Annotated in this window: 22 protein-coding genes and 1 riboswitch; of the genes, 5 read left to right on the forward strand and 17 right to left on the reverse strand. The window is 72.1% G+C overall.

The window, feature by feature from the left end; genetic code table 11:
- Positions 1 to 146: 146 nt before the first annotated feature.
- From IO36_RS30020 to IO36_RS49050, 10 genes are all read right to left on the reverse strand, one after another.
- Positions 147 to 1,301, reverse strand: a complete 1,155-nt coding sequence (locus tag IO36_RS30020) for an NADAR family protein (protein WP_078943523.1) — start codon at positions 1,299 to 1,301, stop codon at positions 147 to 149.
- 55 nt (positions 1,302 to 1,356) lie between these two features.
- Positions 1,357 to 2,484, reverse strand: a complete 1,128-nt coding sequence (locus IO36_RS30025) for an LLM class flavin-dependent oxidoreductase (protein WP_037624297.1) — start codon at positions 2,482 to 2,484, stop codon at positions 1,357 to 1,359.
- A 96-nt stretch (positions 2,485 to 2,580) separates the two neighbouring features.
- Positions 2,581 to 3,957: an NtaA/DmoA family FMN-dependent monooxygenase gene (locus IO36_RS30030; protein WP_037624298.1), complete on the reverse strand. Its 1,377-nt coding sequence runs from the start codon at positions 3,955 to 3,957 to the stop codon at positions 2,581 to 2,583.
- An 18-nt stretch (positions 3,958 to 3,975) separates the two neighbouring features.
- The gene (locus IO36_RS30035) at positions 3,976 to 5,184 is read right to left on the reverse strand and encodes an LLM class flavin-dependent oxidoreductase (RefSeq protein ID WP_037624299.1); all 1,209 of its coding nucleotides are present in this window, start codon (positions 5,182 to 5,184) and stop codon (positions 3,976 to 3,978) included.
- 71 nt (positions 5,185 to 5,255) lie between these two features.
- On the reverse strand, positions 5,256 to 5,369 hold the full coding sequence (locus IO36_RS49435; protein WP_425535558.1) for a putative leader peptide: 114 nt from the start codon (positions 5,367 to 5,369) through the stop codon (positions 5,256 to 5,258).
- A gap of 104 nt (positions 5,370 to 5,473) precedes the next feature.
- Positions 5,474 to 6,253, reverse strand: a complete 780-nt coding sequence (locus IO36_RS30040) for a GNAT family N-acetyltransferase (protein ID WP_078943524.1) — start codon at positions 6,251 to 6,253, stop codon at positions 5,474 to 5,476.
- A 92-nt stretch (positions 6,254 to 6,345) separates the two neighbouring features.
- Entirely contained in the window at positions 6,346 to 7,371 is a 1,026-nt protein-coding gene (locus IO36_RS30045) for an ABC transporter substrate-binding protein (RefSeq protein ID WP_037624300.1), read from the reverse strand.
- Between the two features lie 200 nt (positions 7,372 to 7,571).
- Positions 7,572 to 8,357, reverse strand: coding sequence for an amino acid ABC transporter ATP-binding protein (locus tag IO36_RS30050; RefSeq protein WP_037624301.1), 786 nt, complete (start codon positions 8,355 to 8,357; stop codon positions 7,572 to 7,574).
- Complete coding sequence (locus IO36_RS30055; protein WP_037624302.1) at positions 8,354 to 9,358, reverse strand: amino acid ABC transporter permease; 1,005 nt, start codon at positions 9,356 to 9,358, stop codon at positions 8,354 to 8,356. Before IO36_RS30055 ends, IO36_RS30050 begins: the two co-directional genes overlap by 4 nt.
- A gap of 167 nt (positions 9,359 to 9,525) precedes the next feature.
- Positions 9,526 to 9,660 (reverse strand): hypothetical protein, encoded by a 135-nt coding sequence (locus tag IO36_RS49050; protein WP_280923761.1) that lies wholly within the window; start codon positions 9,658 to 9,660, stop codon positions 9,526 to 9,528.
- A 156-nt stretch (positions 9,661 to 9,816) separates the two neighbouring features.
- A riboswitch (SAM riboswitch) is annotated at positions 9,817 to 9,960 on the forward strand.
- A gap of 36 nt (positions 9,961 to 9,996) precedes the next feature.
- Here IO36_RS49050 and IO36_RS49440 point away from each other — a divergent pair.
- Together IO36_RS49440 and IO36_RS30060 are read left to right on the forward strand one after the other, a co-directional pair.
- Entirely contained in the window at positions 9,997 to 10,062 is a 66-nt protein-coding gene (locus tag IO36_RS49440; RefSeq protein WP_351121255.1) for a putative leader peptide, read from the forward strand.
- Positions 10,063 to 10,175: 113 nt separating this feature from the next.
- Positions 10,176 to 10,973: a glutathione S-transferase family protein gene (locus IO36_RS30060; protein WP_051901060.1), complete on the forward strand. Its 798-nt coding sequence runs from the start codon at positions 10,176 to 10,178 to the stop codon at positions 10,971 to 10,973.
- Positions 10,974 to 11,049: 76 nt separating this feature from the next.
- On the opposite strand, the gene IO36_RS30065 is transcribed toward IO36_RS30060, so the two are convergent.
- Positions 11,050 to 11,340, reverse strand: a complete 291-nt coding sequence (locus IO36_RS30065; RefSeq protein WP_158997595.1) for a hypothetical protein — start codon at positions 11,338 to 11,340, stop codon at positions 11,050 to 11,052.
- A 165-nt stretch (positions 11,341 to 11,505) separates the two neighbouring features.
- Here IO36_RS30065 and IO36_RS30070 point away from each other — a divergent pair, with 165 nt between their 5' ends.
- The 3 genes from IO36_RS30070 to IO36_RS30080 all read left to right on the forward strand — a co-directional run bounded on the left by IO36_RS30070 (position 11,506) and on the right by IO36_RS30080 (position 15,868).
- Entirely contained in the window at positions 11,506 to 12,927 is a 1,422-nt protein-coding gene (locus IO36_RS30070) for an MFS transporter (RefSeq protein WP_051901061.1), read from the forward strand.
- A gap of 541 nt (positions 12,928 to 13,468) precedes the next feature.
- Positions 13,469 to 14,755 carry an acyltransferase family protein gene (locus IO36_RS30075; protein WP_078943525.1) on the forward strand — a complete coding sequence of 429 codons (1,287 nt, stop codon included), beginning with the start codon at positions 13,469 to 13,471 and terminating at the stop codon, positions 14,753 to 14,755.
- Between the two features lie 132 nt (positions 14,756 to 14,887).
- Entirely contained in the window at positions 14,888 to 15,868 is a 981-nt protein-coding gene (locus tag IO36_RS30080) for an expansin EXLX1 family cellulose-binding protein (RefSeq protein WP_037624304.1), read from the forward strand.
- 156 nt (positions 15,869 to 16,024) lie between these two features.
- Here the strand turns inward: IO36_RS30080 and IO36_RS30085 are convergent, their stop codons facing one another.
- The 6 genes from IO36_RS30085 to IO36_RS30110 form a co-directional block, all read right to left on the reverse strand.
- Positions 16,025 to 17,143 carry a PP2C family protein-serine/threonine phosphatase gene (locus IO36_RS30085; RefSeq protein ID WP_051901077.1) on the reverse strand — a complete coding sequence of 373 codons (1,119 nt, stop codon included), beginning with the start codon at positions 17,141 to 17,143 and terminating at the stop codon, positions 16,025 to 16,027.
- A 211-nt stretch (positions 17,144 to 17,354) separates the two neighbouring features.
- Positions 17,355 to 18,113 carry an IclR family transcriptional regulator gene (locus IO36_RS30090; protein WP_037624305.1) on the reverse strand — a complete coding sequence of 253 codons (759 nt, stop codon included), beginning with the start codon at positions 18,111 to 18,113 and terminating at the stop codon, positions 17,355 to 17,357.
- Between the two features lie 116 nt (positions 18,114 to 18,229).
- The gene (locus tag IO36_RS30095; protein ID WP_037624306.1) at positions 18,230 to 18,991 is read right to left on the reverse strand and encodes a class I SAM-dependent DNA methyltransferase; all 762 of its coding nucleotides are present in this window, start codon (positions 18,989 to 18,991) and stop codon (positions 18,230 to 18,232) included.
- A 248-nt stretch (positions 18,992 to 19,239) separates the two neighbouring features.
- On the reverse strand, positions 19,240 to 19,698 hold the full coding sequence (locus tag IO36_RS30100; protein ID WP_037624307.1) for a MarR family winged helix-turn-helix transcriptional regulator: 459 nt from the start codon (positions 19,696 to 19,698) through the stop codon (positions 19,240 to 19,242).
- A gap of 61 nt (positions 19,699 to 19,759) precedes the next feature.
- Entirely contained in the window at positions 19,760 to 20,119 is a 360-nt protein-coding gene (locus IO36_RS30105) for a DUF6204 family protein (protein WP_037624308.1), read from the reverse strand.
- Positions 20,120 to 20,189: 70 nt separating this feature from the next.
- Entirely contained in the window at positions 20,190 to 20,552 is a 363-nt protein-coding gene (locus tag IO36_RS30110) for a hypothetical protein (RefSeq protein ID WP_037624309.1), read from the reverse strand.
- Positions 20,553 to 20,708 lie beyond the last annotated feature (156 nt).

Genomic DNA, 20,708 nt, shown 5'->3' on the forward strand with positions numbered 1-20,708 from the left:
TGCTCGAGCGGAGCCGAGAGCTCGGGGGAGCGTGCTCTCGGCGTGCCGGGCGGAAGTCCTCGTACTGGATGTACTTGGGCTTTCGCCCGGTGCGGCGAGAGTGCGTGCGTGGCGTCGCGCGGCAGGCGGGACTTTCGCAACACGCCCTAGGGGACGGCCGCGCCGTTCTCCTCGGCGGGGAAGAGCTGCTCCGCCAGGAGTTCCGAGCGGGTCAGTTCGAGCAGTCGGCCCACCCAGTTCCGTCCCCGGCCGTCGGGGACGTCCCTCCAGAAGGGGGCGTCCCACAGACCGGTGTAGCTGATCCTGGCGTCGCCGGTGGAGAGCAGGACCCGGGCGAGTCCGGGATGCTGGGTGTACTTCGCGCGCAGGAGCCCCGCCATGACCGCGAGGCGGACGTCCGCCCAGTCGCTGCGGTGCCTCACCGCACCGCCCAGGTCCCGTGCCTCTCGCCCGGTGGCCGCCTCGCGGATCCTCTCCCTGTCGGCGTCCTCGGCCGCCGCCAGCGCCCAATAGGCGTGCACGACGGAGGCATACGAGGCGCCGGCGAACTCGATCCGCGCCGGGAAGTCGTTGCGGAGCATGAACGGCCCCGGCTCCTCGGGCCAGCCACGGGGGTGGACGGTCTCCAGGGAGACGAGTACCGGCCTTCCGGGTCCCGATGGATCGTCGGAGTGCTGGACGGCTCGCCGCTCCCGCTCGCTCTCCACTCCCCGGTCTCCTCGGTCGAAGTACTCCAGGACCTCCTGGTGCATCTCCGCCGTCACCACGGGGCCGTCGCCGTCGGCCCGCTCGCCGACCTCCGTGAAGAGGATCCGCAGCGGCCGGTCCTGGCGGTCCATGTCGCCGAGGACATAGATCCGGAGGTGCGGCGGGACCGCGAGATAGGCCGCCCGGAGACGTTCACGGCCGGCCTCCCCCGGGTCCTGCTGAAAGCTCCGGATCGCGTCCCAGCAGCGCTGCGCGGCGGTCGGCCGCCCGTTGAGCTGCTCGACGCGGTCGGCGACCTCCTGGAGGAATCCCTCCGGTGTCAGCGGTTCACCGTTTCGCGAAGCCCATTTCGAGGGTTCCCGCGGGAACGGCGGCGCCTCGGGGTCGGTCGGCGCCAGCAGGTCCTTCGCCAGCAGCCTCCCGAGGCCGTCCAGGTCCGTGCGCCCTCCGCAGCCGATCGCCCCGTCCGCGTAGACGGTCAAGTCCGCCACGAAGTAACGGCTGTCGACCCGGTGCCGCCGCCAGACGTGACACCAGGCCCCGTCGATCCTCTCTCCGTCCACCATCCGATAAGTCGGTATCTCCCAGAACATGGGCGCACGCTACCGGTCGGGAGACGATCATGGGAGGGCCGGCGGGGCCGGGTGCTCAGCGTCGGTGCCACTCCTCGGCCAGCAGCTCGTACGACCGCACCCGGTCCTCGTGTCCGTGGGTGATCGTGGTGATGAGCAACTCGTCAGCTCCCGTTGCCTCCTGAAGCTGTGCCAGCCGGTCGGCGACGTGCCGGGGCGAGCCGACGAACTGGGTGTCCAGGCGGTCCTGGACGAGCGCCCGGTCGGCGTCCGACCAGACATGGGCGCGCGCCTCGTCCGGGGTGGGGAACGGGATGGCTCCCTCGGCGGTGCGGATGCTGCGGACCCAGGGGCCGTAGCCCGTGGCGAGTTCGCGGGCCGTCTCGTCGTCCTCGGCGACCACGACGTCCGCGCTGACGCTGACGTACGGCTTCTCCAGGACGTCCGAGGGCTGGAACGCGGCACGATAGCCGTCCACCGCCTCCAGTACGGTGCCCGGGCTGACGTGGTAGTTCGCCGCGAACCGGAGGCCGCCCCGGCCCGCCACCTCGGCGCTCTGCCCTCCGCTGCTGCCCAGGATCCATATCTCCAGGTCGGCGCCCTCACCGGGGACGACGTGCGCCTCGACGCCCTCCGGGGAGCGGTAGGTGCCCGCGAGCAGGGCGAGGATGTCGTCGACCTGCTCCCCGTAGTCCTGCGAGCCGGCACCGGGCTGCTGGAGAAGGGTGCGCTGCAGGGCGACCCGCGGTGAGCCGAGGAGGTGCTCGAAGGAGAACCGGGGCGGGATGCGCAGCCCGTTCGGGGCCCGGCCGTCGACCACCGGGGTCACGGTCGCGGGTGAGGCGGCCGGCTTGCCGGAAGGCCGGCCGCCGGAACGCCCGAGCCCGAGGTCCACGCGTCCGGGGTGCAGCGCGTCGATCAGACCGAACTCCTCGACGGTGGACAGGGCGGTGCGGTGGCCGAGTTGTACGGCGCCGGCGCCCAGCCGGATGGTGGAGGTCGCGGCCGCGGTCAGCGCGATGACGACGGCGGGCGAGGTGCCGGCGACGCCGGGGTTGAGATGGTGTTCGGCGAACCAGTAGCGGGTGTATCCGAGGCTCTCGGCCCGCCGGGCCAGGTCGACGGAGTTGCGCAGGGCGTCTGTGGCCGTGGAACCCGAGGAGACCGGAACCAGGTCGAGTACGCCGAGTGGGATGTCGGACATGTGCGGGGCCTCCTCAGCGGGCTGCGGACAGGGGTGCGGTGGCGCGTGGTGGTCCGGGGCGGCCGCGGCGCGGCTCCCGGGCGGGGGTCCGGAGCGTCATGAGGCGACCCGGTCGGCCGGGGTCCCGGCGTCGGGGTGGGCGAGTCCGAGGTGGTCGCGCAGGGTGGAGCCCTCGTACTCGGTGCGGTAGACGCCGCGCTCCTGGAGCAGCGGTACGACGGTGTCGGCGAAGGCGTCCAGGCCGCCCGGCGTGATGTGCGGGACGAGGATGAAGCCGTCGGAGGCGTCGGCCTGGACGAAGTGGTCGATGGTGCGCGCCACCGTCTCGGGGCTGCCCACGAAGGCCTGCCGGCTTCCGGTCTCGATGACGAGGTCGCGGATGGACCAGTTGTTGACGGCGGCCCGCTCCCGCCATTCGCGGGCGGTGGCCAGCGGGTCGCGGTACATGCGGACCTGGGCGCGGCCCCGGGAGACGGTGTGTTCGCCGAGGTCGGGATCGATCTCGGGGAGCGGTCCGTCCGGGTCGTACGCGGACAGGTCGCGGTTCCAGACGAACTCCAGGTGCTTGATGGCGGTGGCGCCGCTGACCTGGAGGCGCCGCACCTCGCGGGCGTGTTCCTCGGCCTCGGCGTCGGTGTCCCCGAGCACGAAGGTCGCGGCGGGCAGGATGAGCAGCTGCTCGGGCCGCCGGCCGTGGCGGGCGAGGCGCGCCTTGACGTCGGTGTAGAAGGCCTGGCCCTCCTTGAGGGTGGAGTACCTGCTGAAGATCGCGTCGGCGCTCGACGCGGCGAACTCGCGGCCCTCCTCGGAGTCGCCGGCCTGGAAGATCACCGGGCGGCCCTGCGGGGAGCGGGGAACGTCGAACTGTCCCTCGATGTCGAAGTGCCGGCCCTCGTGGACGAAGGCTCCGGCCTTGGCGTCGCTCAGGAACGTCCCGGTGTCCCGGTCGGCGACGATCTCGTCCCCGCGCCAGGAGTCGAAGAGTTCGTTCGCCGTGCTCAGGAACTCCTTGGCCCGGGAGTAGCGCTCCTCCTGCGGAAGGAAGCCGCCGCGGCGGAAGTTCTCGCCGGTGAAGGCGTCCCAGGAGGTGACGACGTTCCAGGCGGCGCGTCCGCCGGAGAGGTGGTCGAGGCTGGCGAACTGGCGCGCCACCTCGTAGGGCTCGTTGAAGGTGGAGTTGATGGTGCCGGTCAGCCCGAGGTGTTCGGTGACGGCGGCGAGCGCGGCGAGGACGGTGAAGGTGTCGGGCCGGCCCACGACGTCCAAGTCGTAGATCTTTCCGCCCTGTTCACGCAGCCGCAGCCCTTCGGCGAGGAACAGGAAGTCGAACTTGGCGCGCTCGGCGGTCCGCGCGAAGTGCGCGAACGAGCTGAACTCGATGTGGCTGCCGGCCTCGGGGGCGCTCCACACGGTGGTGTTGTTGACGCCGGGGAAGTGCGCCGCGAGGTGGATCTGCTTGAGCGGCTTGCTCATGGTCGGGGTCCTTCCGGCTCAGGCGGTCGTGGCGTAGCGGTTCGCGGGGCGGGACAGTCCGAGCAGTCCGCGCAGGGTGTCCGCTTCATAGGCCCGCCGGAACGCGCCCCGGCGCTGGAGTTCGGGCACCAGGGCGCGGGTGACGGCGGTGAGGTCGTGCCCGGCGACGGCGGGACGCAGCCGGAAGCCGGACAGTCCCGCCTCACCCAGTTCCTGGAGCAGATCGGCGAGTTGGGCCGGTGTGCCGGCGAAGATGCGGGCGTCGCTCGCGTACGGGCTGCCCGCGAGGGTGTCCAGCCGCTCGCGGCGGGCCGCGGCGGCTCCGGGAACGTCGTCGAGGAAGACCACGAGGTCGCCGAAGACGTGCAGGGTGTCCTCCTGCCGCCCGGCCGCGGCCTGTTCGGCGCGGATCTCCGCCACGACGGCCCGGGCCTGGGCGGCGTCGTGCGGGGTGACGTAGCCGATGTCGGTGGCCCGGGCCACCAGCCGGTAGGGGACGGTGGCGTGGGCCAGGGCGCTGACGACCGGCTGTCCCTGCGGCGGCCGGGGAGTGATCGAGGGGCCCTTCACGTTGAAGTGCCTGCCCTCGAAGTCGATGTAGTGGAGCTTGTCGCGGTCGACGAAGCGGCCGGTGGCGTGGTCCCGGATCTCCGCGTCGTCCTCCCAGCTGTCCCAGAGCCTGCGCACGACCTCGACGTAGTCGGCGGCCTCGTCGAAGAGTTCGGTCACCAGTTCCTGCGTGGCAGGTGTGTCGTAGTCCTCGATGCGGAACGGCGGGAAGGTGCGCCGTCCGAAGTGCGCCGCCTCGTTGGGGCGCGCGCTGACCTGGACGCGCAGTCCGGCACGGCCGGAGCTGACGTAGTCGAGGGTGGCGATGGCCTTGGACAGGTGGAAGGGCTCGGTGTGGGTGGCCACCACGGTCGGCACGAGGCCGATGTGGCGGGTCAGCGGCGCGACCCGGGACGCGACGAGGACGGCGTCGAGGCGGCCGCGGACCTGGTCGGTGCGCCCGTCGGGACCGGTGGGCGAGGAGGACTGGAGGCCGAGCCCGTCCTCGATGGTCACGAAGTCGAGCAGACCGCGCTCGGCCTCGGTGACCAGACCGGCCCAGTAGCCGGCGGTCAGCAGGTCGTGCGGGCGGGCCACGGGCTCGCGCCAGGCGGCCGGATGCCAGCCGGCGCCGTCCAGGGCGACGGCGAGGTGCAGCGGGGAGGGTGACGAGGACACGGAGGTGCCTTCCTGATCGACCGTACGGGAAAGCCCGCCCCGGACGGCGGGGCGCGGCTGCGGGGAACGGGTCAGGGGCGACAGAGTGCGCCGGCGGTCCGCAGCAGATCGATGTGCGGACGGCCGTACAGGCGCGGGCGGCGGGGCGCGACGGGGCTCGGCACGCGGTGGGACACCCGGTGCATGTACCTCGCCTCCGCCCGCTCGGCCCGGTGCGCCCGGGTTGCCTCGCCTTCCGGCGGCCGCGGGTCTCGGCCGGGGCGCCGGGTGCTCCTGAACAGAGGCAACCTCACGGCTGTGCCGTTTCTTCCGGCCGGCGGGCTTCTTCCCGTCGTCCCCGCCGGACTTGCTGTCCGCCGGGGGCGCGGACGAGCTGGAACCGGGTGCGGCGGCGCAGGGTGAAGCCGATCGATTCGTAGAGCCGGATGGCGCCGGTGTTGTCGGCGGCGGCGTGGAGGAAGGGGGTGTCCCCCCGTTCCACGATGCCCGCCGCGACGGCGCGGACCAGCCGGGTGGCCAGCCCCCGGCCCCGGTGTCCCGGACGGGTGCACACCGCGCTGATCTCGGTCCACCCGGGCGGCCGCAGCCGTTCGCCCGCCAGGGCGATCAGCCGGCCGTCCTCGCGGATGCCGAGATAGGTGCCGAGTTCGACCGTACGGGGCAGGAAGGGGCCCGGCCGGGTGACGGCGATCAGGTCGAGGATCTCGGGCACGTCGGCGGGGCCGAGGCGTACCGCGTCGGGCGCGGGCTCGGCGCGAAGTGTTGTGGCGGTCAACTGGACTCCCTCACCGGCGTGTTCGACGCCCCAGCCGACCGGGACGGTCCGGGCCCCGGTGACCGGGGTGAGGGCGCCGGGACCGACGAGTTCGGCCAGGTCGTCCCAGGAGCGGGGGTCGTCGGGGTCGGCGAGGGCGGCGAACGGGGACACGTCCCCGGGGTAGCGGGCGGCCCGCCCCAGGCGCTCGGCGAGATGGGCGTGCGGGCCGGTGAGCGCGGCCCACGCCGGGTTGTCGAGGACGTGGGATGCGGCCGGGGCCGGGGAGGGGGCGGAGTGGACGCTGGTGGACATGGCGGTGCGGGTCTCCGTATCTGGAACGCTGCCGGACGCGCCCGGGGGACTCCGCCGCAGGCGCGGCGGAGTCCCTGCGCGGGCGGTGTGGTTCAGGAGTTGTCGAGCGGCAGGCCGGGCGGGTTGACCTCGGACGTCTTCACGGCCTCGTTCGAGAGGTTCCAGGCGGCCAGCCACTTGGCGTACTGGCCGTTCTCGATGAGGTGGTTGATGGCGTCGGCGACCGGCTTGGCGAGCCCGCTGTCCTTCTTCGCGGTGGCCGCGATCAGACCCTGGATCGTCGCGCCCGCGCCCGAGAACTGACCCGCGTTGCGGGTCGGGGCGGGGGACTTGGCGTTCTGGGTGACGTGGTAGGCGACGGCGGGGTTGGGGCCGAAGGAGGCGTCGATCTTCCCGCTCCTGAGGGCCAGGGCCGTCGCGTTGTTGTCCTGGTAGTACTTGACGGTGAGCTTCTTGCCCTCCTCGGCCAGCTTCGCCTTCCACTCCAGGAGGATCTTCTCCTGGTTGGTGCCGGCGCCCACCGCGATCGTCCGGCCCGCAAGGTTCCGGTAGTCGCCGGCGAAATTCCAGGTGCTCTTCTTCAGCACCTCGAAGGCGAGGTTGTCCTGGCGGTAGGAGGCGAACTCGTACTTTCGCTTGCGCTCCTCGGTGTCGGTCACGTTGGAGAAGGCGACGTCGACCTTGCCGCTGTCGACCCCGACGAACAGGTTCTCCCAGGTCGAGTTCTTCACCACGGGCTTCAGCCCGAGGACCGCGGCGACCAGTCTGCCGAGGTCGGGTTCGCTGCCGGTGAGCGTCTTCTGGTCCTGGCCGACGAAGTTCAACGGCGGTGATCCGGCGGGCAGTGCGCCGATGCCGACCACCAACGTGCCTCTGGCGGCTATGGACTTGGGCAGCTCGGCGCTGATCGCCTTCACCTCGGACACCTTGAGCGTGGTCTCCTTGGCGGCGCCGTTGGACAGCGCGCCCACGGTCACGGTTCCGGCCGCGTCGCTCCGGGTGCGGGTGGCGGCGTCGCTGTCCGCGCCGCACGCGGCGAGGGAGACGGCGAGGGAGGCGACGGCGGCGGTCGCGGCGACGCCGCGGAGGGTCCTGCTGCTGGGGCTGAGGGTGCGCATGGCTGTCCTTTTCGGGTGTGCGGTGGGAGATGTGGGGGGAACGGTCCCGGTGGACCGCGGTCTTCGGGGCACGACGCCTCGTGGCGCCGCGCGGGTCGGGGACCCTGCTGTGGCACCGGCGGGTCGGAAGGGACCTTGCCGTGGCGGCGCGCGGGACGAAGGTCGGGCGGGTCGGAGGGGCTTCGCCGTGGCGGCGCGGGTCAGAGGACCTTGCTCAGGAAGTCCCTGGTCCGTTCCTGCCGCGGATGGTCCAACACCTCGGCGGGCGTGCCCTGTTCGACGATCCGGCCGTCGTCCATGAAGACCACCCGGTCGGCGATCTCCCGGGCGAAGCCGATCTCGTGGGTGACGATGACGAGTGTCGTGCCGCTGTGGGCCAGGTCCTTGATGACGGCGAGGACTTCGCCGACCAGCTCGGGGTCGAGCGCCGACGTCGGTTCGTCGAAGAGGATGACTCCGGGCCGCAGGGCGAGGGCGCGGGCGATGGCGACCCGCTGCTGCTGTCCGCCCGACAACTGGCGCGGGTAGGCGAGGGTCTTGTCCGCCAGGCCCACCCGGGCGAGCAGATCGCTCGCCAGGTCCCGGGCCTGAGGCTTGGAGAGCCTGCCGACCGCCACGGGAGCCGCGGCCACGTTGTCCAGCACGGTCAGATGCGGGAAGAGGTTGAAGTTCTGGAACACGAACCCGATGCGGCTGCGCTGGGCCAGGATGATCCGCTCGCTCAGTTCCTTCAGACGCGTGCCCTGCCGTCGTACGCCGATGAGCTCGCCGTTCAGACTGACGTGACCGCTCTCGGGCTTCTCGAGATGGTTGATCACGCGCAGCAGGGTGGACTTGCCGGAGCCGGACGGGCCGACGACGACGGTCACCTCCCCGGGCCGCACGGTCAACCGCACGCCCTTGAGCACGTGTTGGGCGCCGTACCACTTGTGGACGTCGAACACGTCGACGGCCGCGGGCTCCGTGGCGGTGGCTGGCACGCTCATGCCGCCGTCTCCTTCCGGACCCGGGCGCGGGCATCGCGCAGGCCGCTTCGTACCTTCTGCAACGGGGTCGGCGGCAGGGTGCGCAGCGCGCCCCGCGAGTAGTACCGCTCGACGTAGAACTGGACGACGGACACGACGCTGGTGAGGATCAGGTACCAGGCGGTGGCGACGAGGAGCAGCGGAACGATGTCTCCGGGGTAGGTGCTGCCCATGCTCTGTACGGAGCCGAACAGGTCCAGCAGGGACACGTAGAAGACCAGCGAGGTGCCCTTGATCAGCCCGATGAGCTGGTTCACGTAGTTGGGGGTGATGGAGCGCAGCGCCTGCGGGAACACGATCCTGGCGAACTGGTACCGCTTGGGCAGGCCCAGGGCGGAGGCCGCCTCGTGCTGCCCCTGGTCGACGGACAGCAGACCGCCGCGTACCACCTCGGAGGCGTAGGCCGCTTCGTTCAGGCTCAGTCCCACGACGGCGACGGCCATGTCGGTGGCGAGGCGGGACTCGTCGAAGGTGAGGAAGGCCGGCCCGAACGGCACGCCCACGCTCAACGTCTGGTAGAGCGCGCTGAAGTTGTAGAGGAACAGCAGGACCACGATGAGCGGCACCGACCGGAACAGCCAGGTGTAGACCCAGCTCACCGCGCGGAGCACCGGGCTCGGGGAGAGCCTGGCCAGGGCGAGCAGGATGCCGCCCAGCAGTCCCAACACAGCGCTGTAGACGGTGACTTCGAGGGTGATGAGCAGGCCGTCGAGGATGGTCGGACGGAGGAACCAGTACTGGAACCGATCCCACTGGTAGAAGGGATTGGTCACCAGGCCGTGGGCTGTCTGGGCGACCAGGACGAGCACGACGGCCGTGACGATCCAGCGGCCGGGACGCCGGAGCGGAAGGACCCGCTGGGCCGCCAGGGGTTCGGGCGGGGCGGGGACGTCGATGCGGGGGACGGCCTCGGCGGGCGTCGCCGCGCCCAAGGACAAGGCGGTGCCAGGAGGTTGACTCATGAGGAGCTCCAGCGGATGCGGACTCCCCGCCGCCGTGCGGGCGCACAGCGCCGTGCCGGCCGGAGGACGGCCATAGGCACGGCGGTGCGCGGTCGCAGGCATGACGGGGGCTGGACAGGAAGGGACGCACCGCGAGAGCGGCGGTCGTCAAAGACGTGAAGGAGGCGTCAGCCCTGGCTGACGGAGCGACACGGGCCCGTACACAGCGCGCTGTTGACGCGCAGCAGGTCGACGGAGCGGTCGGCGCAGAGCACATCGCGGCCGAGGCGCCGCCATGCGGCCGTCCCCTCAGCTGTGTGCATCGCCGTCACCTTTTCGTCTCCGGTCGGAAGGCATCCTGTCGTGGCCCGCACGTTAGAACTGTCCGGAAAAGAATGTCAATGCGCGTGACCACCAGGTGAGACCGCGCGCCCGGCCTTCTTGACGGCGCAACAGAGCGCCCCGAGACTGGCGGGGACGGTCACGATTGTCAGCGCCCACGGTGCGGGTCCCCCGCACCTGTGGTCATCGGCCCCGGCCCGCTGACAGGCAACCCTTCCGCCGCGACGGGGTGCCCCGGGTGACGACCGGGTCCCGCCGGTGCGGCGGGGCAAGCGTGGTCTCGCGTCTCGCGAGCCCTGAGGTCGGGACCGGTGGGAATGCCAAGGAACGGCTTGACGAGGCGCCTGCACATCGATCTGTTGCGTGTCTCCAGCGCCTACTGATCCGCTGCCGGTCCGTTCGATCCGGACCGGTGCGACCAGCGCAGTCGACCCGTTCTCCGGCCGCCGGTGCCCACGAAGCGGCGGTGGCTTCCGTCTTCCCCCCAGGGAGAGTCATGCCCGAGACAGCTTCGCGCACGTCCAGCACCACCGATCCCCGTCCCTGTGAGCAGATCTCGATCCCCTCGGCCCCCCGGCTCAGGCCCGTGACCCCGGCGCCCGCACTCCCCCACCGCGTCGACAGCCGCATCGGTGTCGGCCTCGCCGGCGGCTTCTACCCGGCCCCGCACCGCTACGAGCTGTATCTGGCGCAGAGTTGTCCGCATTCGCTGCGGATCGCCATCACCCTCGGACTGCTCGGCCTGAACGACTCGGTCGCCACCACGCTCCTCACGGACACCGCCCGCACCCCCGACGCCTTCGCGTCGCTGCGCCGTGCCTACGAGGCCACCGAGCATCACTTCGACGGTCCGCTGACGGCGCCCGCGCTGTGCGACCGGTGGAGCGGACGCATCGTCAGCAACCACACGCCCGACATCCTCCGCGACCTGGCGGGGCTGCTCTCCGGTCACACGACGACCCGGCCCTCCGCGCTGTGCCCTCCCGCCCTCGCCGGCGACATCGACGCGCTGCGGGACCTGCTGGAACGCGATGTCACACCGTCCGCCCCGCCCTCGGAGCTCGCGGCAGCCCTGGACCTGCTGGACTGTCAGCTCGCCTCGCGTGCCTACGTCCTGGGCGACGCCCTGACGGCCGCGGACGTGGACGTGTGGGTGGCACTCACCGGCCTGGGCCGTTGCGCCGCCCTCGGCGCACGTCCCCGGCTGCCGGCCTACGTACGCCGTCTGGGCGAGCACCCCGCGTTCCACGGCGCGGCCGGTGTGGGGCCCCGGCCCCGGGCGACGGGGGTCTGACACCGGGAGGGGCGCCCGGCGCCTTGGGGTCGGCGTCCGGCCGCGGGGGTGCCGGGCCTGCCGGCGCCCCCGGGGTTCACTCGCGCGGCACCAGCAGAATGCTCACCCCGTTGACCGTCGCGGCCCACTGCCGGCCCTGGTCGAGGACCGCCCGGGCGTCGGCCAGTATCCGGTCCTGCAGCAGCAGCGCCGACTCCAGGAGTTCCTCCCACGGCTCCGGGGCCTCGAAGGCCCGCCGGGAGCGCTCCACCGAGCCGACCAGTGAGCGGCAGGCGGCCTCCACGTCCTCGACGTTCTGGCCGGCCGATCCGACCCCGTCGATCGACCACGTCATCCACAGACGGCCCATGGCACCACTGTGTCCCATCCCCGGAACCGTCGCATGCCGGATGCCCCGGGCCTCCTGCGCGGGGGCACGGAGCGTTCCACCGGCCCGCCCCCGTCCGCGTGCGGTCCACCGGCCTTCGGCGCAGGCTGTGACCGTAGGAGCTCGCGTCCCGCACCACACGTCCGGCGGCCTGAAGGAATGACGATGGCTGAATCCGGCCCCGCGAAGCGGCCGTCGGCGGCACAGCGCCGCGTTCTCGCGCCGCTCGCCCTCGCCCAGTTCATCTGCAGTTTCGCCGGCTCCAACATGAACGTGATGATCAACGACATCAGCGAGGACCTCGACACCACGGTGCAGGGCGTGCAGGTCGCCATCACGATCTTCCTGCTGGTCATGGCCGCGCTGATGATCCCGGGCGGAAAACTGACGGACCGCTACGGCCGCAAGCGCTGCTTCCTCGCCGGTCTGACGGTGTACGGCGTCGGCGCGCTGCTGAGCGCGGTCTCCCCCGGTCTGGGTGTCCTGATCCTCGGCAACTCGATCCTCGAAGGCATCGGAACGGCCCTGCTCATCCCGCCCGTCTACATCCTCACGACGCTCCTCTTCGAGGACATGACCTCCCGCGCGCGGGCCTTCGGCGTCATCATGGCGCTCGGCGGCATCGGCGCGGCGGCGGGCCCGCTGATCGGCGGGCTGATCACCTCCTGGATCAGCTGGCGCGCCGCCTTCGTGTTCCAGGCGCTGATCATCGTGCTCATCGTCGTGCTGAGCCGGCACCTCGAGGACCCGCTGCCGCCGGATCCCGAGCGCCCCTTCGACACCGTCGGAGCCGTCCTGTCGGCCGCGGGGCTCGTCCTGGTGGTCATGGGCATCCTGGCCGCGGACAACAACGTATGGCTGATGGCGGGTCTGCTCGTCCTGGGTGCCCTGGTGCTGCTGTGGTTCTTCCGTCACGTACGTGCCCGCGAGTCGGCGGGCGAGGAACCGCTGCTGTCGGTCGGTCTGTTCCAGGACCGCACCTCGAACCTCGGGCTCATCACCCAGAACCTTCAATGGCTGCTGCTCATGGGGACCTCGTTCACCGTGGCCGCCTATCTCCAGGTCGTACGCGGCTACGACGCGATCGAGACCGGCGTCATCTTCACGGCCGCCACGCTCGGTCTGCTCGCCACCTCCCTGGCGGCCCAGCGCCTCGCGGAGAGACGGCCTCAGCGCACCCTGATCATCACGGGGTTCGTCGTCACGATCGCCGGGATCGTCGTCCTGATCGCGATGGTCAACAGCTTCGACAGTGCCTGGGCCTTCGCGCCCGGACTGCTCCTGGTCGGGCTGGGCCTGGGCGTGATGCTGACCCCGTCGGTCAACATCGTGCAGTCGAGCTTCCCCGAGGACCGGCAGGGCGAGATCTCCGGGCTGTCCCGCAGCGTGTCGAACCTCGGCTCGTCGCTGGGCACCGCGGTCGCCGGCACGATCCTCGTGGCCGGCTTCACCACCCGCTCCTACGCCGCGGCCATGGTCACCCTCGCCCTTCTCGGGCTCCTCGGCCTGGCCGCGGCGGCGCTGCTGCCCCACGGCGCCAGGAGCGGGCGGGGCGCGGTGGAGGTCCCGGCGACCGACGGCGGCTGAACCCGAAGTCGCTCCGCCCCCGTACTCCTCGCCGGCCGACCTGCTCGCCCGTAACGCTTTCCGCACCCGCGCCCAACAACAGGTGAACCGGCTCTGCGGCACACCGGGATCCTCCGCCGCGACGGCGGGATCTCCGCCCGCCCGGGTACGGCGACGGACCGGAACCCCGACCGGCTGGACACTCCTCCCCGGCCCGGGGGCTCCAGCCAGCCTCAGCGGGCGGGCCCCGCCGCCCCCACGTAGCCAATCCCGGCGAACCCCGTCCCGGGCGGGCGTGTCCCGTGCCGTGCCGCCGGGCGCCCGCACTTCCATGGGGAATCCGCTGCGCGGCACCCGCGGCCCCGCGCAGCGAGCGCCGACCCGGCACACCGCCGCCACCTCACGAACCGGGTTCCGCCAGGCCACCTGCCCCAAGCCACTCCCCTGGCCGTGCCCGCTTCCCGGCCGCCCCCAGCCCTCTCCTGAACACCTACCCCTCCCTCCACTCACCCCGTCCGCCGTTCCCGCCTTCCCCGGGAACGCGGTCCAGGCAGGCGACTCCATGGCAACCGCACCTCCCGTTCCCGACCCGCTGTCCGCCGCGGACTCACCCGCGCAAGCCGGATCCGCCGGTCCCCCGCGGCTCGGCTGGCTGGACGCGCTGCGCGGGCTCGCCGCACTCCTCGTGGCGGTCGAGCACTCCTCGTACTCGTTCATGGCCCAGACCCGGGAGCTGCTGACGCCCCAGCTGAACATCGGCCGGTACGGCGTCATGCTGTTCTTCCTGGTGAGCGGCTATGTCATCCCCGCCTCGCTGGAGCGCCGGGGCCGCGTGCGGACCTTCTGGGTCGGCCGGGCGTTACGGATCTATCCGCTGTGGGCCGCCGTGGTGGGCTCGGCCCTGGTCCTGGATCTGCTGGGCGTCACGCGTCTCGGCACTCGTTTCGCCGGCCAGGACCCCGTCACGGTCGTCGTCGCGCACGTCACCCTGCTCCAGGAACTGCTGGGGACGCCCAGTGTCGTACGCGTTCTGTGGACGCTGTCGTACGAGCTGGCCTTCTACTTGCTGGTCGTCGCCCTGTTCACGGTCCGGCCGGACCATCGGCCGGCGAAGGTCTCGGTGGTGCTGGCGGTTGCGGCCGCGGTGAGTGCGGCGGTGGGGTTCGTGCCCCGGGCCTCGGCGCTGTCCCGCGCGGTCGGCACCGGCCCGCTCGTCGCGCTCGTCACGGTGGCGCTGGTGATCGCCGTTCTCGGCGCGGGTTGCCGGTCGTCCGCGCCGCGGGTTCTCGGGGCCGTGACGGGAGGAGTGCTCGCTCTGGTCCTGGTCGCCTTCAACGGCACCGTCCCGCTCTGGGAGGGCCTGGTGATCCTGGCCGTGATGTTCCTGGGAGCCGCCGTCCGGCGGGCGGAGAGCGGGCGGGGCACCTGGCCGAGCACGGCCCGCTCGGCGGTCGTGGTGCTGATCTGCGCGGTGGGGACCGCGTACGGGCAGGGCGGGGCGGCCGGGTTCGCCCGGCGCGGCTGGATCACGGCCTTCCTGCTGGCCGCGCTCACCTTCGGCGCGGCCCTCGCCCTGCGCAGCCGGAGGTTCCCACGCGTGCTGACCCGGCTGGGGACGATCAGCTACTCGGTGTACCTGGTTCATCCGGTCCTGCTGGCGGTGAGCGACGGCGTGCTCGGCCGGTACCGGCAGGACCGTCCCCTCCTTGAAGCGGCATTCTTCGCCGTCCTCCTGCCGCTGTCCGCGCTGACGTACCGCCTGATCGAGCTACCGGCTCTGGTCCGGGGCCGGAAACGGACCGACCGGATCGACCGGATCGACCGGATCGACGGGATGAGCCCGACGTGACCCCGTCGGCCCTTTCACCGGTTTCCCCTCGGGACGGGCCGCGGCCATGTCACTCTCCACGCGCGGCAACCTTTTCGCTCCCCGCGGCGACTGACGGGCATACCACCGGCTCGATCACCCGAACGGATGCACATGAAGAAGACGAGGCAGGGCGCGCGTCGGCAGAAACCCCGGCCGAGGATGCGGTTCGTCGCCCCGGTCGCCCTGATAGCGGCGGGCGCCTTGGTCTGTCTGGTCGTGGCGTTCCGGCCCGGTGGCGGTGACCGGGCGGCCGATGCGAGCAACACCGCGGCCTCGGCGGCCACCGGTTCCCGGGGGACCCCGGCTGCCGACCGGTCGACGCCGGCCGGATCCGCCTCCCCCTCGGCCGACCCCTCGGCGTCACGGCCGCCGAGCCCGGCCGCCTCCGCGACCGCGAAGGTCCGTCCCTCCGCCACCTCGGCGCGGCCGTCGGCCGCACAGGGTTCCCGGACCACGGCCGCGACCGCTTCCCTCGCGGGGCGCATCCGCCCGGGAGCCGACTACCGGGGAGTGGCGACCACGTATGACGCCGGCACCGGCGACGGCGGCTCATGTTCCTACGGACCGAGCACCGACCTGCTGACCGCGGCGATGAACCACACCGACTACGAGACGTCCAAGGCGTGCGGGGCGTACGTACGCGTCCGGGCGGCCGGCGGGGCGACCGTCACGGTCCGGATCACCAACGAATGCCCCACGGGCTGCGCCCCCGGGCAGCTGGACCTCAGCGCGCAGGCGTTCGCCCGGCTCGCGAACCTGTCGGCCGGACGCATCCCGATCACCTGGAACCTGCTGAGCCCCGCCGACTCCGGCACGGTCGCTCTCCGCTACAAGACCGGGTCCAGCCGCTACTGGTGCGCCCTCCAGGTGATCGGCCACCGGAACCCCGTGGCGCGGCTCGAACTGCGGGCCGGCGGCGGCTGGCGGCAGCTGCCCCGCACCGAGTACAACTACTTCCTCGCCGAGGACGGCGGCGGCTGTGGCGGCACGATCAGGATCACCGACATCTACGGTGAACGGCTGACCGTCGAGGGCATCGCGGTCCGCCCCGACACCGTCCAGTCGACCCGGCTCCAGTTCGCGCGCCACTGACCCACTTCCGGAAAGCCTCGAAAGCCCGGGAAGCCCACCCGGCCGAACGCCGAATGCACCCGCCGGATGCCGGACACCGGATGCACCGCCGGACGCCGGATGCGCCCCGCGTACTCCGGAGCGCAGCCGAAGCGAGAGGCGGTCTCGCCGTACCCCCTAGCGCGCGCCCCTGGGGCACGCCGCTTCCGCGACGGCGGGCGCGGGCGGGGCGGGGACGCCGGTGGTGCCGCCGCTCACGACGACCGCGGGTGCCGGTTCGGCGGCGGCCGGCTTGCGGAGCAGCAGCAGGGCCGCGTCGTCGTGGAGCGTGCCGCCCACATGGGCCTGGAGCTCGGCCTCGAGCCCGGCGAGAGTGGTGGCCGGCTCGTCGGACACGTGCCGGGCCAGGCCTTCCGCGAGGGCGTAGAACTCCCGGCCGTGGTCCCGGGCCTCGGTGACGCCGTCGGTGTACAGCAGCAGCTGGTCGCCGTCGGCCAGGGGCAGCACCTGCAGGCTCGGGGTCTCCCCGGTCAGGGCCCGCAGCCCGAGGGGCGGAGCGGGGTGGACGGGGTCGACGGAGGCGACGTCGCCGGAGGCGCGGACGTGCAGCGGGGGCGCGTGCCCGCAGTTCACGACCTCCAGGCGGCCCGGCTCGGGGTACCCGGCGACCACCGCGGTCACGAAGTCGTCGTGTCCGAGGTTGCGCGCCAGACTCCGCTCGATCCTGGCGACGACGGCCAGCAGGTCGGGCTCGTCGTAGGCGGCCTCGCGGAAGACGCCGAGCACGAGCGCGGCCGTGCCCACGGCCGGGAGTCCCTTGCCCCGGACGTCGCCGATGATCATCCTGACGCCGTACGGGGTCGGCACCAGCGCGTACAGGTCCCCGCCGATCCTGGCCTCCGCGGCGGCGGCGCTGTAGCGGACGGCCACCTGGAACGGTCCGACGTTCGCGGGTATGGGCGCGAGGAGCGCGTGCTGGGCCGCCTCCGCGACCGAGCGGACGGCCGCGAGGACCCGCTCCCGCCGCCAGCGCAGCGCGCTGGCCAGGGCACTGGCCAGGGTGACGGCCGCCAGCGCGGACAGCACGGCCGTGAGTTCGCCGCCCGGAACGCCGTCCCGGAGGCCGAGGACAGCGCTCAGCGCCGCGGCGAGGAAGCCGACGCCCAGGACCCCGCACGGCCGGCTGGTGGTGGCCGCCAGCGCGGGTCCGGCGGCCAGCAGCGGCAGCCAGATGACCCCCGCACCGCCCGCCAGGTCGATGAGCACGATGGTGGCGACGATCAGAAAGGGGAGCATCGAGGTGCCGAGGGCGAGACGGGCGGCGGCCCTGCGGCCCGCCGCCCCGAATCCGACGGCTCGGCTCGTGAAGGTCCGTCCGTGCCACTTCTGGCTAACGTGTTCTCGGGCCCGACTCATGCTTGTGCGTAGTCCTCACCTGGGTTCATCCCCGAAATGTCCGGTTGGACCAGGAAAGACGTTCGAGGCGGGCACCACAAGAACGCAGATTTCAGATAGTGAGCGACAGGCCCCTGGTCACCCGGTTCGCCGTCGGGATCAGCCGGGTCAGGACCTCGTCGAGCCGGGACAGCCGCTCCGCCGGGAGCGAGACGCCGAGCGAGCCGAGCGTCTCCCCGCAGTAGACGGGTACGGCCACGCACACCGTTCCGAGAGAGTACTCCTCCAGATCCGTGACGGCCGGGGCGACCGGCGACGAGGCCAGGCTCCGCAGCAGTTGCCGCCGGCTGGTGATGGTCCGCGGGGTGAGGTCCGGGAGGGTGTGCCGGGCGAGGTAGTCGTTGCGGGACTCCTCGTCCAGTTCTCGCAGCACGGACTTGCCCAGCGCGGTCGCGTGCCCGGCGTCCTCGAACCCGACCCACAGGTCGACCCGGGGCGCCCGGGGCCCGTCGACGATCTCGGCCACCCTGATCTCGCCCTCCTCGTAGAAGGTGAGGTAGGCGGCCGAGGCCAGCTCGTCCCGCAGGGCGGCGAGCGTGGGACGGACACGGCTGAGGAGTGCCTGGCCGCGGCCCTGGACCTGGAGCGTCTGCATCTTGTCACCCAGGATGAAGCCACCGTCGTCAAGTTTGCGTATGTATCCGTCGTGGACGAGGGTCCGCAGCAGGTGGTAGGCGGTGGCCAGCGGCAGCTCGGTCTCGCGTGCCAGCTGTTTGGCGGGCGCGCCGTTCTCGTGCGCGCTCACCGCCTCCAGCAGACGGAAGGCCCGCTGTACGGAGGTGATCAGCGTGGGCCCGTCCCGAGCTCCCATGCCACCAGCCTGCGCCGAGCTCCCGGGACAGGCAAGACGTCACGAACCCCGCCCGGCTCCGCGGCCCGCCTCGCCCTCGGTCCCGGTCCAGGTCCCGGTCCAGGTCCCGGTCCAGGTCACGCTGCGTCGGCGGGCTTCTCCCAGACCGAGACGTGCCGGGCGCTGTCGCTCGTGAAGGGCTCCCGTGTCCAGCCGTCCCACCGCTCGCGCAGCCGCAGCCCGGCGAGCTGGGCCATCAGGTCGAGCTCGGAGGGCCAGACGTACCGGAACGGAATCGACCGGTACGAGCCGCGGCCGTCGACGACCTCGACGTAGTTCGAGCTCGTCGCCTGCGTGGCCGGGTCGTAGACGTCGAAGGCCCAGCGGGTCGGGCTCACGTGGAAGGGCACGACGTTCTGTCCCGCCGGGAGCTTGCGCAGTTCGGGGATCACGACCTCGACGACGAAGCAGCCACCGGGTTCCAGATGCGCCGCCGCGTTGCGGAAGCAGGCCACCTGTTCGGCCTGGGTCGTGAGATTCATGATCGTGTTGTAGACCAGGTAGACGACGGAGAACGTCCCGTCCACGCTCGTCGTCGCGAAGTCGCCGATCGTGACGCCGATCGCGTCACCGCCGGGCTTGGCGCGCAGCCGGGCGACCATCGCCCGTGACAGGTCGACGCCGTGGACCGGCACCGCCCGCCCCGCCAGCGGCAACGCCACGCGGCCGGTCCCGATGGCGAACTCCAGTGCCCGGCCGTCTCCGGCCAGGTCCGCGAGGAAGTCGACGGCCGGGTCGATGGCGCTTGGCTGGAACATCTCCCCCGACGGATCGTCGTAGGTCGCCGCGACCCGCTCGCCGAAGTAGCCGTCCTGATCGTTCTGATCGTCGATAGCCATCGCCGGACCGTACCGAAGCGGGCCCGCCGGGCGCGCGTCCTTTTTTCGGGGGCGAGAGACCGAGCCGACCGACGCACGGGCGGGCGGGAGACGGCCGGAAGTCGCGGTAGGGGTCGGCCGGGCCCGGAAGCTCGGCCGACCCGTACCCGATGAGCTCAGGAGCCGACCGACCCGTACCTGACCGACTCAGGAGCCCGCCGACCCGTACCCGATGAGCTCAGGAGCCGGCCGACCCGTACCTGACCGGCTCAGGAGCCGGCCGGCCCCTGCCCCGCGATCCCCGTGCCCCCGAGGCGGCCGAGCAGCCCGGCGAGCAGCTTCGTGTCCTCCTCGGTCCACGCCGGCTCGGCGAAGACCTCCTCGGCGACCCGGCCGGCGGTGGCCCGCATCTCCGCCAGGCGTTCCCGGCCGGTGTCCGTCAGCGCCGCGTAGGCGACCCGCGCGTCCCGGGCGTCCGGGTCCCGTCGGACCAGGCCGATGCGTTCCAGCGGTACGAGCCCACGGGTGACCCCGGAGGCGGTGAGCCCCAGCGCCTCCGCCAGGTCCACCCGGCGCATGCGGTCGCCCGGCGCCTCGGACAGCCGCAGCAGCAGCGTGAAGTCGGCCAGGCTCACCCCGTGCAGTCCGCCGAGGCTCGCGTCGAACCGCTTCACCAGGACGGCCTGGGCCCGCACCAGACGCAGGACGGCGTCCAGCCCTCCATTCATTGACATCTCCTTGACTGCTCAAGCATATGGGAAAAAGGAAGCGCCTGAAACCCTCGGCGGATCAGGGGGTGTTCTGCGCGATGGCCCGCTTCTGGCGTTTGCCGAGGGGGGCCTGGGAGAGATCCTCCGCCTGGGACTTCAGCCGCTTGAAGCCGTAGCCCCGTTCGGTGAGCCAGGCCGTGGCGGCGGCCTCGGCCCGCTCGACCGCCTCGAGGATGTCCTCCTCCGCCTCACCCGAGTCCACGAAGCGGAAGGTGAAGGCCGGCCGCGCGGCCAGGTCGTAGCTGAGGTGCCCCTCGGGTGTGAAGGCGGCCCGGAGGACGTCGTGTTCCGGCGCGCGCGCCAGCAGCTCGGCGCGCTGGTCGGCGTCGAGCCCGTCGAAGACTCCGCGAACGGTGACGCGGAAAGTGCGTGTGGTCATCGGGCGAGCCTAACCGGCCCGTCCAGCACCGCTCCACCACGTTTCCGGTGCGCTCACCGCTCGGGAGTACTCAGTGGACGGGGTGATGGTGCCGGCAGTCCCAGTGGCCCTTGACCCAGACGTGGTCCCAGTGCCCGGGGACGTAGACCCACTTCATCACCCAGCCGTGATGGTGATGACCGTGGCGCCAGGAGTCCTGGTGCACCCACTTCTTGACCCAGTGGCCCGGCACCCACTTCTTCTCCCAGTGCCCCTTCTTCCACTCGCACCGGTCGTGGTGGCCGTGATGGCTCGGGGCCGTCACGGAGGGCGTGGGCGAGGGGGCCGGGGTCGCCGCGGCGACGCCCGTCATGCCGAGCGCGGCCCCGGAGGCCAGCAGGCCCGTCGCGGCCGCACCGGCGAGCAGACGCCGTGCGTTGACGCGTGTGGCCATCGGATCTCACCTTCTCCGATAAGCGACAAAAGGCATGAACCAGGATAGACCTCGGTAAGTTTTCCGTTCGATTTTTCGGGGGCCCGGCCCGCACGGCACCCATCGCATCCCCGCGCCTGCACGACCGGATCGACATATGGTCGAGTTAAAGGGATG

Origin of the sequence: Streptomyces aureus (assembly GCF_000725495.1) — a bacterium.
GTDB classification, from domain to species: Bacteria; Actinomycetota; Actinomycetes; order Streptomycetales; family Streptomycetaceae; genus Streptomyces; species Streptomyces aureus_B.

Bases quoted from the DNA above. Each gene is read 5' to 3' on its own strand.
- IO36_RS30110 (WP_037624309.1), bottom strand. From the start codon at position 20,552: ATGGCCACACGCGTCAACGCACGGCGTCTGCTCGCCGGTGCGGCCGCG.
- IO36_RS30025 (WP_037624297.1), bottom strand. From the start codon at position 2,484: ATGTCCGACATCCCACTCGGCGTACTCGACCTGGTTCCGGTCTCCTCG.
- IO36_RS49435 (WP_425535558.1), bottom strand. From the start codon at position 5,369: ATGCACCGGGTGTCCCACCGCGTGCCGAGCCCCGTCGCGCCCCGCCGC.
- IO36_RS30080 (WP_037624304.1), top strand. From the start codon at position 14,888: ATGAAGAAGACGAGGCAGGGCGCGCGTCGGCAGAAACCCCGGCCGAGG.
- IO36_RS30045 (WP_037624300.1), bottom strand. From the start codon at position 7,371: ATGCGCACCCTCAGCCCCAGCAGCAGGACCCTCCGCGGCGTCGCCGCG.
- IO36_RS30070 (WP_051901061.1), top strand. From the start codon at position 11,506: ATGGCTGAATCCGGCCCCGCGAAGCGGCCGTCGGCGGCACAGCGCCGC.
- IO36_RS30055 (WP_037624302.1), bottom strand. From the start codon at position 9,358: ATGAGTCAACCTCCTGGCACCGCCTTGTCCTTGGGCGCGGCGACGCCC.
- IO36_RS49050 (WP_280923761.1), bottom strand. From the start codon at position 9,660: ATGCACACAGCTGAGGGGACGGCCGCATGGCGGCGCCTCGGCCGCGAT.
- IO36_RS30095 (WP_037624306.1), bottom strand. From the start codon at position 18,991: ATGGCTATCGACGATCAGAACGATCAGGACGGCTACTTCGGCGAGCGG.
- IO36_RS30100 (WP_037624307.1), bottom strand. From the start codon at position 19,698: ATGAATGGAGGGCTGGACGCCGTCCTGCGTCTGGTGCGGGCCCAGGCC.
- IO36_RS30040 (WP_078943524.1), bottom strand. From the start codon at position 6,253: ATGTCCACCAGCGTCCACTCCGCCCCCTCCCCGGCCCCGGCCGCATCC.
- IO36_RS30085 (WP_051901077.1), bottom strand. From the start codon at position 17,143: ATGCTCCCCTTTCTGATCGTCGCCACCATCGTGCTCATCGACCTGGCG.
- IO36_RS30030 (WP_037624298.1), bottom strand. From the start codon at position 3,957: ATGAGCAAGCCGCTCAAGCAGATCCACCTCGCGGCGCACTTCCCCGGC.
- IO36_RS30105 (WP_037624308.1), bottom strand. From the start codon at position 20,119: ATGACCACACGCACTTTCCGCGTCACCGTTCGCGGAGTCTTCGACGGG.
- IO36_RS30075 (WP_078943525.1), top strand. From the start codon at position 13,469: ATGGCAACCGCACCTCCCGTTCCCGACCCGCTGTCCGCCGCGGACTCA.
- IO36_RS30020 (WP_078943523.1), bottom strand. From the start codon at position 1,301: ATGTTCTGGGAGATACCGACTTATCGGATGGTGGACGGAGAGAGGATC.
- IO36_RS30065 (WP_158997595.1), bottom strand. From the start codon at position 11,340: ATGGGACACAGTGGTGCCATGGGCCGTCTGTGGATGACGTGGTCGATC.
- IO36_RS30050 (WP_037624301.1), bottom strand. From the start codon at position 8,357: ATGAGCGTGCCAGCCACCGCCACGGAGCCCGCGGCCGTCGACGTGTTC.
- IO36_RS30090 (WP_037624305.1), bottom strand. From the start codon at position 18,113: ATGGGAGCTCGGGACGGGCCCACGCTGATCACCTCCGTACAGCGGGCC.
- IO36_RS30060 (WP_051901060.1), top strand. From the start codon at position 10,176: ATGCCCGAGACAGCTTCGCGCACGTCCAGCACCACCGATCCCCGTCCC.